9 protein-coding genes are annotated in these 11,594 nt (G+C 71.3%); 2 read left to right on the top strand and 7 right to left on the bottom strand.

Annotated elements, in window-relative coordinates; all coding sequences use genetic code 11:
* The first annotated feature begins 249 nt into the window (after positions 1 to 249).
* Positions 250 to 1,515, top strand: coding sequence for a glycosyltransferase (locus P0Y31_RS15385; RefSeq protein WP_275870926.1), 1,266 nt, complete (start codon positions 250 to 252; stop codon positions 1,513 to 1,515).
* Positions 1,512 to 2,465 carry a sulfotransferase gene (locus tag P0Y31_RS15380; protein ID WP_275870923.1) on the top strand — a complete coding sequence of 318 codons (954 nt, stop codon included), beginning with the start codon at positions 1,512 to 1,514 and terminating at the stop codon, positions 2,463 to 2,465. Before P0Y31_RS15385 ends, P0Y31_RS15380 begins: the two co-directional genes overlap by 4 nt.
* 77 nt (positions 2,466 to 2,542) lie before the next feature.
* On the opposite strand, the gene P0Y31_RS15375 is transcribed toward P0Y31_RS15380, so the two are convergent.
* The 7 genes from P0Y31_RS15375 to pth form a co-directional block, all read right to left on the bottom strand.
* Complete coding sequence (locus tag P0Y31_RS15375) at positions 2,543 to 4,888, bottom strand: hypothetical protein (protein WP_275870921.1); 2,346 nt, start codon at positions 4,886 to 4,888, stop codon at positions 2,543 to 2,545.
* A gap of 32 nt (positions 4,889 to 4,920) precedes the next feature.
* Positions 4,921 to 6,156 carry a glycosyltransferase family 4 protein gene (locus P0Y31_RS15370; RefSeq protein ID WP_275870918.1) on the bottom strand — a complete coding sequence of 412 codons (1,236 nt, stop codon included), beginning with the start codon at positions 6,154 to 6,156 and terminating at the stop codon, positions 4,921 to 4,923.
* Positions 6,157 to 6,164: 8 nt separating this feature from the next.
* Positions 6,165 to 7,418 carry a GTP-binding protein gene (locus tag P0Y31_RS15365; protein ID WP_275870916.1) on the bottom strand — a complete coding sequence of 418 codons (1,254 nt, stop codon included), beginning with the start codon at positions 7,416 to 7,418 and terminating at the stop codon, positions 6,165 to 6,167.
* Positions 7,419 to 8,336 (bottom strand): sulfate adenylyltransferase subunit CysD, encoded by a 918-nt coding sequence (gene cysD / locus P0Y31_RS15360; RefSeq protein WP_275870914.1) that lies wholly within the window; start codon positions 8,334 to 8,336, stop codon positions 7,419 to 7,421.
* Positions 8,336 to 9,100, bottom strand: a complete 765-nt coding sequence (locus tag P0Y31_RS15355) for a 3'(2'),5'-bisphosphate nucleotidase CysQ (protein ID WP_275870912.1) — start codon at positions 9,098 to 9,100, stop codon at positions 8,336 to 8,338. The genes cysD and P0Y31_RS15355 overlap by 1 nt, the downstream gene beginning before the upstream one ends.
* Before the next feature lie 11 nt (positions 9,101 to 9,111).
* Positions 9,112 to 10,689 (bottom strand): sugar transferase, encoded by a 1,578-nt coding sequence (locus P0Y31_RS15350; protein ID WP_275870910.1) that lies wholly within the window; start codon positions 10,687 to 10,689, stop codon positions 9,112 to 9,114.
* A 270-nt stretch (positions 10,690 to 10,959) separates the two neighbouring features.
* Entirely contained in the window at positions 10,960 to 11,556 is a 597-nt protein-coding gene (pth, locus tag P0Y31_RS15345) for an aminoacyl-tRNA hydrolase (protein ID WP_275870908.1), read from the bottom strand.
* Positions 11,557 to 11,594: the final 38 nt, after the last annotated feature.

Here is an 11,594-nt window from a genome sequence, read left to right as displayed (position 1 = left end):
CACGTCGTCTCACAAGGTTCCACCCATCTGGCCTCGCCACCGACCCCCATCGGCGGCGCCCTCGCACCTAGTCGACCACGACGGCGCAGACATCGTCCGGGGAACGTCGAAATGTCCGCTCGGACGGGCGAAATGTCCTGTGCTGCAGCGAAAAGCACTGCTGTGATATCGGTGTTCGGACCCCACGGAAGACCGCGATGTGGTGCACTCACAGGAAGAAGGGGTGCCGGTCACGAGGGGAGCTGGCGCGTGCGCATCCTGCATGTCAACAAGTTCGTGTACCGCCGCGGGGGCGCGGAGGGGTACATGCTGGACGTCGCCGCCATGCAGCGTGCCGCGGGCCACGAGGTCGAGCTCTTCGGCATGGACCACCCCGACACCCTCGACGGCCTGTCGCTTCGCGACACCTTCCCCCCCGAGGTGGAGCTGGAGCCACCGCCGCGCGGCCTGGCCGGGCTGGCAGCCGGGGCCCGCATGGTGTGGTCCGTGTCGAGCGCGCGGGGCATGACCCAGGCCCTCGAGCGGTTCCAGCCCGACGTGGTGCACTGCCACAACATCTACCACCAGCTCTCCCCCTCGGTGCTCGGCCCGGTGCGGCGCGCGGGAGTCCGCTGCGTCATGACGCTCCACGACTACAAGCTGGCCTGCCCCAGCTACCAGATGCTCGACCACGGGAGGCTCTGCGACGCGTGCGTGGGCCACAGCCGACTCAACGCCGCGAGGCACCGGTGCAAGTCGGGCTCGCTGGCGGCGAGCGCGCTGCTGGCGGTCGAGTCCTCGATCCACCAGCGGATCGGCGCCTACGACCCCGTGGACGTCTTCATCAGCCCGAGCCGGTTCCTGGCCGACGTCATGCTCCGGGACGGGATCCCGCCCGAGCGGCTCACCGTGGTCAACCACTTCGTCGAGATGGCCGAGCCCGCGGCGTCGGGCACCGCCCGGGACGGCTTCGTCTTCGCAGGACGGCTGTCGCACGAGAAGGGCGTCGACACCCTCGTGCGGGCCATGGCCGTGATGCCGCCCGAGACCGTGCTCCACGTCGCGGGAGAGGGTCCGGAGCGCGCCGCGCTGGAGTCGCTGGCGGCCGAGGTCGCCCCCGGGCGGGTGCGCTTCCACGGCAGGCTCGACAAGGCCTCCCTGCGGGCCCTGGTGTCGTCGTGCGTGGCGTCGGTGGTGCCCTCGCGGTGGAACGAGAACCAGCCCCTCACCATCCTCGAGTCGTATGCCGCGGGCGTGCCGGCCGTCGTGACCGGCCTCGGGGGCATGCCGGAGCTGGTGCTCGACGGTGTCGACGGCGTCGTGGTGCCGATGGAGGACCCCGACGCCCTCGCAGCGGCCCTGCTCTCGCTGGCGACGGCACCCGGTCGCGCAGCCGAGATGGGGCGCCTGGGCCGAGACCGGCTCTCCCGCGAGTTCGACCCCGACCTGCACCTGCGGCGGCTCGAGGCCGTCTACCGCGGCGAGCAGGTTCCAGCCGGTCCGGTCACCGGAGTGTCCGAGGTGACGCCGGCATGAGCAGCAGCCCGGCACCCGTGCGGGTGCTCTACGTCGCGGGCAGCGGCCGCAGCGGCAGCACCCTCATGACCACGGTGCTCGGCCAGCTCCCGGGCGCCTTCGCCGCGGGCGAGCTGCGCTACCTGTGGGAGCGGGGAGTCGAGCACGACCACCTCTGCGGCTGCGGCAGACCGTTCAGCGAGTGCCCCGTCTGGACCTCGGTCATGAAGCGGGTGCGCGACGAGGCGCCCGCGGTCGACGAGCCCGCCATCGGCCGGAGGCTGTTGCGGCGCCTGCGGATCCGGCGTGTCCCCGTGTTCCTAGCCCGGCGGGCGCTGGGTCGCCCGGCGGTGCCCTTCCACGCCGACGACGCGCACATCGGCAGGCTCTACCACTCCATCGCCGAGGAGACCGGCGCATCCGTCGTGGTCGACAGCTCGAAGCTGCCGCCCTACGCCCTGCTGCTCTCGCAGCTGGCCGGCGTCGAGGTGGTCATCCTCCACGTCGTGCGCGACCCCAGGGCCACGGCGTGGTCGTGGCAGCGGCACAAGGACAGCCGTGACGGCTCGGGCCTGATGCACCGGCAGGAGAGCTGGAAGAGCTCCGCGCTGTGGCTGGTCTGGAACCTGCTCACCGCGGCCCTCTGGCGCGCGGGCGACCCTCGTGTGTGCCGTGTGCACTACGAGGACTTCGTCCGCTCCCCGCGGGCAGCGCTGGCACCTGTGGCCCGGCTGCTCGGCGCGGCCCCCGAGGACCTGCCGTTCGTCACCGAGGACAGCGTCCGGCTCGCCCCCAACCACTCCGTCGCGGGCAACCCCAACCGGCACGACAGCGGCGTGGTGCAGGTGCGTCCCGACGACGAGTGGACCCGGGCGATGCCGCTGCGCGACCGCCTGCTGGTGTCACTGGTCACCGCTCCCGGGCTGGCGGTCCTGGGCTACCCACTCCTGCCTCCGCGGCACACCCGCTGACCCTCGCCCGGGGCAGGGCCCGGCCCGTGGGATGCCGGGGGTGCCCGTGGTCGGGCACCCCCGGCATCCCACGGTGGCTACGGCGTACCCGGGAAGAAGGCCAGTCCCTGCTGCACGTTGCGCGCGGTGCCCGCGAACGAGAAGTCGCCTCCGACGAGCAGCCCCCCGCTGGTCGCCGCGAAGGACCACACGCCCATGGGGGTGTTGAAGTCCGGGGCATCCGGGTAGAGGTAGCCGTTGACGCCGTTGAAGACGTAATAACGCTGCTGCTCGACCCAGGTGCCGCCGGGCCGGTCGAGGCAGTGCCCTCCCTGTCCCTGGTCGCCGCCGTGGGTGCCGTAGTAGAAGTGGCCGTTCACCTCGAGGCGTCCCTGCATGCCGCCGTTGCACGAGGTCCGCCACCGCAGGCCGGTCGGGTTCGTGGACGTGGACAGGTTCACGGCATCCCACTGGTAGATGTCGTCGGGGCACACGTCCCCGCCGTAGAGCCGCTCCCCGTCGTCGCTGAGGTAGAGCCGGTTGACCCACGGGCCGAGTCCGCCGCCGCAGCCCCGCACGCCGCCGAGCTGCCGCGGCCCGAGCTGTCCCGTCGTGCCGCTGACGACGGCCAGGCCCCCGGCGACGCTGGTGCCGTTCACGGTGGTGAAGGGCCCGCCGAGGAAGACCTTCGAGCCGTCGGGGGTGGCCTCGATACCCATGACCATCCCGTTCTGGCGCAGCGCGCCGGACGGACCGGTCGTGTTGGCGACCCACGCGGTGTCGAGCGCACCGGTGGCCGCATTGATCTTCGCGGCGTGGCCCCGCGCGACCCCGTTGACCTTGGTGAACTGTCCGCCCGCGTAGACCGCGCCGGAGCTGTAGGCCAAGGTCAGGATGCTGCGGTTGAAGGTCGGCTTCACCGTGCCGACCACGAGGCCCGTGGCGGTGTCGATGGCGGCGAAGAACGAGCGGGCCTGCCCCTGCACCATGGTGAAGTTGCCGCCGATGAACAGCCGGGTGCCGTCGGTGGAGCGGATCATCGCCTCCACGTACTCGTTCGCGTCGGCCCGGAACGACGTCACGCCGGCACCGGTCGTCGCATCGAGGGCGGCCAGCCCCCGGCGCACCAGGCCCCCCACGCTGGTGAAGTCACCACCGAGAAACACCGCCGAGGCGCTGCTGGCCAGGGCCAGGGGACGGTCGCCGGGCACGGGGTTCCAGGCGGTGAGGGAGCCGTCGGTCAGGGCGAAGGCCGCGGCGTCGTGCCGCTCCGCCGACCCGCTGGCCCCGAACCGGCCACCGACGTACAGGGTGTTGCCTGTCACGCTGAGTGCCGACACCTCGGGCGTACAGGGCGGCAGCCCGTGGGCGTACTTCGTCTCGTGCCTGACGTGACAGCCGCTCAGGGCGGCGTTCAGGGACCCCAGTGCGCCGGTGGGCAGCAGCTGGGCGAGGTAGCCGCGCGCGGTGCCGCTGACCGTGGTGAACAGGCCGCCGGCGTAGACGCGCCCGCTGCTGTCGACGGCCAGCGCCTGCACGGACGCGTTGGCTGCCGGCGCGAACGACGTCACCGCGCCGGTCGAGGTGGAGTATGCCGCGATCCGGGAACGGGCGCTGCTGCTGCCGGCACCCGAGGCGGAGGTGAAGTCCCCACCGGCGTACAGCACACCGGCTGCCCGGCTGACGGCGAGCGCTCGCACGCCGCCCGAGGCCGTACCGGTGAAAGCCGTCTCGGTCGCGCCCGTGGCCGCAGCCAGGCGCACGAGCCGCGACCGGCTCGCTCCGTTGATGCTCGTGAAGTCACCACCCACGTAGACGCTGCCGCCGTCGGACGCCAACGCGCGGACGGCCAGGTTGGGCGTGGGCTTCCAGCCCGGGGCGAGGGCACCGGTCGAGGAGTTGACGAGGGCGAGGTTGGGCGCCGAGAGGCCGTTCACCGTGGTGAAGGCACCTCCGACGACCAGTCCGGACGGCGTCAGCGCGAGCGCGTTCACGACGCCGTCGGTCTTCGGGTTCCACGTGCTGACGGCCCCGGTCGAGGTGATCTGTGCCAGCGTCACCCGCCCCTTGCCGCCGACCTTGCGGAAGTCGCCGCCGATGAACCAGCCCCCCTGGCCGTCTGGGACGGCCGTCCGGACGACGCCGTCGACGAGCGGTCCGGCAAGGCGGGCGCCGCTGCCGGGGTCGACCCGCACGCCGTAGCCCGTCGTCGGCCCGATGTAGTCGAAGCCCCCGCCGAGGTAGACCCGGCTGCCGACCACCTTGATGTCCGCCACTCGACCGTTGGCACCCCACCACGAGGCTGACGGGACGTAGGACAGGGCTGGCGGCCCAGGGTTGACCAACGCCGCTGCCGCGTCCTGCGCGCCGGTGGTGGCAGGGACTGCCAGCGCCGCTGCCGTGGCCAAGGCCAGGGCAGCGCTGAACGCCCTCGTTCGACTCATCAGATCCCCCTCAGGATGTCGAGCAGCCGCCGTCAGGCAGACGCCGCCCGTTGGTGTGGGACGCGCGACCGCGGTCCCGGTGGTGCGCTCGGTGGGTCCTCCGCGGACCTGCCGTTCACCGTGCGCAGGTACAGGGCCTCGAGGGCGTCGACGGACGCGTCCCAGGAGTGCCGGGCCAGGATGGCCTCACGCAGGCACCGCGACGCCGCGTCACGCGGGCGCGGGTGCTGGAGCATGAGGCTGACCGCCCCCGCGAGCGAGTCGACGCTGTCCACCGGCACCACCTGGTGGCGGGCCGACCCCTCGCCGACCACCTCCAGGTGGGGCGAGATGTCGGACACCAGCACGGGCGCGTCGTTCGCGACCGCCTCGAGCAGGGTCAGGGGCAGTCCCTCGAGCGCCGATGGCTGCACGAAGACGCCCGCGTGCTGGTAGAGCGCCGCGAGCTGCTCGCCGAACATGAACCCGGTGAAGACCACCCGGGGGTCCGAGGCCGCGAGCTGGTGCAGGCGGCGGGTGAAGTCGCTGGTGTAGGAGGAGTCGCCCACGATCGCGAGGCGGTGGTCGCCCGGCACCCGGCGAAAGGCCTCGATGAGCAGGTCCGGTCGCTTCTCCGGCACCAGCCGGCCGACGAAGAGGGCGTACTTCCCGGGTTCCAGGCCGTGGCCCGCGGGCAGGGCCGAGGGCGGCACCTGGGCCGCCTCCACGACACCGTTCTGGATGAGGTGGGCGCGGCGGTCGAAGTGCTCCCAGTAGTGCTGCTCGAGCGCCCTCGACACGACGACGACCTCGTCGGGCACGTGCCCGCTCATCCAGTGCGCCGCCCCCAGCACGGCCTGGGCGCCGCGCCCCCACTTGGACCGCTGGTGGTCCAGGCCGTGGATGGTCATGACCACCTTGGCCCGTGAGGCGTACCGCGGCAGCGGGGCCACCAGGCCGGGGCCGATGCCGTGGTAGTGGACCACGTCGGCCGAGGACAGCAGGGCCTTGGCCGTCGACGTGGCGCTGTGGACGATGGCGTCGAGGTGCTTGGTCCCCACGGTGGCCGCGGGCACCAGGTCGATGCCGTGGTAGCTGCGCGCCGGGATCTCCCCGTAGCTGCTGCGGCAGTACACCGTCACCCGGTGGCCACGCCGGACCAGCCGCCGGCTCAGGTGCTCGACGTGGTGCTCGATGCCGCCGAACGTCGCGGGCAGGCCCTTCTGGCCGACCATCGCGATGTGCAGCGGCCGCCGCAGCGGGCTGGCGGCCATCCCCTCCCCAGCCACCGTGTCCCCTACGCCGGCTCGCTGATCATGCCTGCGGCGACGGTCTTGTTGGTCGCCTCGTCCACCAGCACGAAGCCGCCCGTGGTGCGGTTGCGGCCGTAGTCGTCGCACATCAGCGGCACCGTGGTGCGCAGCCGCACCCGACCGATCTCGTTGAGCGCCAAGCCTGCTGCGCTCTCGTCGCGGTGCAGGGTGTTGACGTCGATCTTGTAGTTCAGGCCCTTGACGATCGTGCGAGCCGTCCGGGTCGTGTGCTTGATGGCGTACTTGCCGCCGACCTGGAGGTGTGACGCCTCGTCCATCCAGCAGATCATCGCGTCGATGTCCTGGCTCACCTGCGGCTGGTTCGTGGGACGGCACAGGAGGTCACCGCGCGAGACGTCGATGTTGTCGGTCAGGCGCACCGTCACCGACATCGGCGGGTAGGCCTCCTCGACCTCCCCGTCCGCGGTCTCCACGGCCGCGATCGTGGTGGTGTAGCCGGAGGGCAGGACCATCACCTCGTCGCCCTTGCGGAGCACGCCTCCGGCGACCTGGCCCGCGTAGCCCCGGTAGTCGTGCCAGGCGTCGGACTGGGGCCGGATCACGTACTGCACCGGGAACCGCACGTCGATGAGGTTGCGGTCGCTGGCGATGTGCACGTTCTCGAGGTGGTGCAGCAGGCTGGGCCCCTCGTACCACGACATGGCCGGGGAGCGCGTCACGACGTTGTCGCCCTTGAGGGCCGAGATGGGCACCGCCGTCAGGTCCGGCACGCGCAGCTTGCTGGCGAAGGCGGTGAACTCCGCCCTGATCTCCTCGAACACGTCCTGGGAGTAGCCGACCAGGTCCATCTTGTTGACGCACAGCACGAGGTGGGGCACCTGGAGCAGCGTCGTGAGGAAGGCGTGGCGACGGCTCTGCTCCTGGATTCCCTTTCGTGCGTCCACCAGCACGATCGCCAGGTCGGCGGTCGAGGCGCCGGTGACCATGTTGCGCGTGTACTGGGTGTGGCCCGGCGTGTCGGCGATGATGAACTTCCGCCTCGGTGTGGCGAAGTAGCGGTAGGCCACGTCGATGGTGATGCCCTGCTCCCGCTCGGCCCGCAGGCCGTCCGTGAGCAGCGCGAGGTTGACGTGCTCCTCCCCCCGCTCCAGGCTCGTGCGCTCGACCGCCTCGATCTGGTCGGCGAAGACCGTCTTGGTGTCGTAGAGAAGCCGCCCGATCAGTGTGCTCTTGCCGTCGTCGACCGAGCCGGCCGTGGCGAACCTGAGAATGTCCATTTAGAAATACCCCTCGCGCTTGCGGTCTTCCATTGCGGCTTCGCTGAACTTGTCGTCGCCCCTCGTCGCACCGCGCTCGGTGATGCGGGTCGTGGCGACCTCGTCGATGACCTTCTCCACGGTGTCGGCGTCGGAGCAGACCGCGGCGGTGAGGCTGGCGTCGCCCACGGTGCGGTAGCGCACGCGCCGGGTGGTGACCTGCTCCCCGGCGCGGGGACGGATGAACTCGTTGACGGCGTAGAGCATCCCGTCGCGCTCCACGACGTCCCGGTCGTGCGCGTAGTAGATCGAGGGCAGCTCGATCGCCTCACGGGCGATGTAGTGCCAGATGTCGAGCTCGGTCCAGTTCGACAGCGGGAAGACCCGGATGCTCTCGCCCGGGTGGATGCGGCCGTTGTAGAGGCTCCAGAGCTCGGGGCGCTGGTTCTTGGGGTCCCACTGCCCGAAGTCGTCGCGGAAGGAGAAGATCCGCTCCTTGGCCCGCGCCTTGTCCTCGTCCCTGCGTGCACCACCGAAGATCGCGGTGAAGCGGTACTTCTCCAGGGCCGAGAGGAGCACGGGCGTCTGGATCCGGTTCCGGGTCCCGTCGGGCGGCTCCACGACGCTGCCGTTGTCGATCGCCTCCTGGACGCTCGCCACGATGAGCTGGACCCCGAGCTGGTTGACCCGGTGGTCGCGGAACTGCAGCACTTCGGGGAAGTTGTGGCCCGTGTCGACGTGCATCACCGGGAACGGGATCCGCGCCGGGTGGAAGGCCTTCTCGGCCAGGCGCAGCATGACGATGGAGTCCTTGCCCCCGGAGAACAGCAGCACCGGGCGCTCGAACTCTGCGATCACCTCACGGAGGATGAAGATGGCCTCCGACTCGAGGATGTCGAGCTGGCTCATCTGGTAGTTCGGGTTGGCGAAGGCGTTCATCACACTGCTTCCTCGTAGGCGGCCAGCGCGGCCAGGGCGGACAGGAGCGAGTCGGCGAGCTCGGGTCGGCAGATGAGCAGGTCCGGCAGCAGCGGGTCGCGCCGGTTGTAGACCAGCGGGCTCCCGTCGATGCGGCTGGTGTGCAGGCCCGCGGCCCGGGCGACGGCCGCTGGTGCCGCCGAGTCCCACTCGTACTGCCCGCCGGCGTGCACGTAGGCGTCGGTGGTGCCGTCGATGACCGAGCAGGCCTTGATGCCCGCCGACCCCATCGGCACGGGGACGGCGCCGAGGTCCGCCACCAGCTGGGTGACGAACTCGGGCGGGCGGGACCGGCTCACGGCGAGGCGGATCGGCCCGTCCTGCCGTGTGGGCACAAAGGGGATGACACCGGTGCTGAGCGTCGCTCCCATGGCCGGTCGGGCCACGGCTCCCGCGACGAGGCTGCCACGCTCCCACAGGGCCACGTGCACCGCCCAGTCCTCGCGGGGGACCTCGCCGAACTCGCGGGTCCCGTCGAGCGGGTCGATGATCCAGACCCGGTCCGCGTCCAGGCGCACGGGGTCGTCCGCCCCCTCCTCACTGAGGACGGCGTCGTGGGGCCGCAGGACTGCGAGCTGCTCCGTGAGGAACTCGTGCGACACGCGGTCGCCCTCACGCCGCAGCGCACCCGCGTCGTCGTCTGCCGCGCGGCTGCGCAGCGACAGGAGCAGCGCTCCCGCCTCGTCGGCCAGCCGCTCGGCCAGAGCGTGGTCACTTCGCAACACCTGTTTCCCCCTTAGTAGGCGCCGCGGCCGCGCAGCACTGCTGCTGCAGTCCGGCCGAGAATCTGCATGTCCAGCACGAGCGACCAGTTGTCGACGTACCAGAGGTCCAACCGCACCGACTCCTCCCAGGAGAGGTCGCTGCGACCGCTCACCTGCCACAGCCCGGTGAGGCCCGGCTTCACCCGCAGGCGCCGCACGGCGTCGTCCTCGTACTGCTCGACCTCGGCCGGCAGGGGCGGGCGCGGGCCGATCAGGGACATCTCTCCCCGCATCACGTTGATGAGCTGCGGCAGCTCGTCGAGTGAGAAGCGACGCAGGACGCGGCCGACCCGTGTGACTCGCGGGTCGCTGCGCATCTTGAAGAGCACCGTGTTGCCGGCGTCCGCCGTTCGCTGCACCTGGGCGAGCCGTGCCTCGGCGTCGACCACCATGGTGCGGAACTTATACATCTCGAACTCGGTTCCGCTCGCACCGATCCGCCTCTGCCGGAAGAGGATCGGCCCCCCGGTGTCCATCCAGATGGCGACCGCGACGAGCAGGAGCAGAGGGGCGGCGACGACGATGGCGGCGAAGGTCAGCGCCTTGTCGGCCACTGCCTTGACGAGCCTGCGGAACCCGGACACCACCGGGCGCTCCACGTAGAGCATCGGCATGCCCGCTGCGGGGCGGATGGACAGGCGGGGGCCAGCGACCTCGAACAGCCCGGCGGCCACGACGAGGTCGACGTCTCGCTCTTCGAGCCGCCAGGCGAGCCGGCGCAGCTCGGGGCCGGAGAGGTCCGGGTCGCTCGAGACTGCCACCACCTCGGCGTCGAAGAGGTCGATGGCGTGCATGGCCTCCGCCGGGTAGCCGAAGACCGGCACGCCCTCCACCATGTTGGGCACGTCGTCCGGTGACTCGAGGCCGGAGACGCAGGCGGCCACCACGCTGAGGCCCTCGTTGTGGGCCCGTCGGATCTGGCGCACCATCCGGCCGACCGCGCGCACGTCGCCGATGACCACGGTGCGCTGCATCTCCCGCCCGGCCAACCGCTGGCGGTAGAGCCAGCTGCGCAACGTCCTGCGACCGAGCAGGGCCAGGACGAGCAGTGAGGGAATGACCGTGACGACGATCCCTCGGGCCAGCTCGTACTTGGTGCCGTAGGACGCCGCTGCGGTGAGCATGGCGAGGAACCCGACGGCGCGCGTGATGCTGCGGTACTCCTCCGTCGTCGAGCCGACGAACCGGCGGGCGTAGGCCCGGCTGAGGAAGAGCATCGAGAGCCAGAGCGCCGGCAGCACGGCGGCCACCAGGAGACGCACCTGCGTGCCTGCGGCGCCGACGGGCACCAGGACCAGGATGAGGCCGGTACCGAGCGCGGCAGCCACGTCCAGGGCGATGGCCCGTGAGCGGTAGCGCCTGAACCAGGCACCCCGTGGCCCCGGTTCCAGCTGGGTGGACTTGGGGTCCAGGCTTGCCTCGGAGGCCGGCTCGAACCCCGGCCGGGGCTGGACGGTGTTGGACCTGTCGAACCAGGACGAGAGCGAGCCCCTCCCCCGTGTCAGCGCCGAGCGGCCCTCGTGCGGTGTCGAGTCCGGTGCCGTCGCCATCGGTCCCCCCTTGTGTCGTGCTCGATGGGGCAGGACAGCCGGGGGTGACTACACCCGACCTTGCCCTGCGGACCTGGCCTGCTGCCCTGCCGGAACGCTAAGTCAGCAAAAGGCACGACGGCTCCCCACCGAGTGCGAGATCGGGCTCCACCACGCGTGCTACGTCAACCGGCGTAAGGGACTCGGCCCTTCTCCCCGTTACCCCACGGGGGCGCAGGGCGTAGCGTGGACGAGGGTTTGGGCGAGGCGGTCCGGGTCAGATGGACGAGGTCAGCGAGGGCTGTGCCAGCGCTGCTGCGCTGCCAGCAGTCCCTCGGCCACGAGGTGCTCGGTGGCGTCGGCGGCGTCACCGATGAGGAACGGCAGGTCCTTGCGCTCGGTCACGGAGAAGTCGCGGAGCACGTAGTCGGCGGGCTCCATCCGGCCGGGAGGGCGCCCGATGCCGACGCGCACCCGCAGGTAGTCCCTGGTGCCCAGAGACGAGCTGATCGACCGCAGCCCGTTGTGTCCGCCCTCTCCCCCGCCCTTCTTCAGGCGTACCTCGCCGGCGGGGATGTCCAGCTCGTCGTGGATCACGACGAGGTGCTCGGAGTCGATGCTGAAGAACTGCATCAGGGCCTTGACCGGCCCGCCGGACTCGTTCATGTACGACGAAGGGACGGCGAGCACCGCCTTCGGACCGGGCACACCGCCGGGCAGCACCCCGAGGCGCACCTCGGCGATCGAGGCCCTGGACTTGTGCGCCTTCAGCCGGGGGCTCCCGTGCCGCGAGGCGAGCTCGTCGACCACCATGGCTCCCACGTTGTGGCGGTTGCCGGCATACCGGGGCCCCGGGTTTCCGAGGCCGACCACGAGCCAGGTGTCCATGGGGGGCAAGTATGCCGAAGGGCCCGGTCCGCATCGGA

Source organism: Knoellia sp. 3-2P3 (assembly GCF_029223115.1).
GTDB lineage: Bacteria > Actinomycetota > Actinomycetes > Actinomycetales > Dermatophilaceae > Pedococcus_A.
Note: the sequence above shows the minus strand (reverse complement) of the source record. Positions and strands in the feature narration are given on the sequence as shown.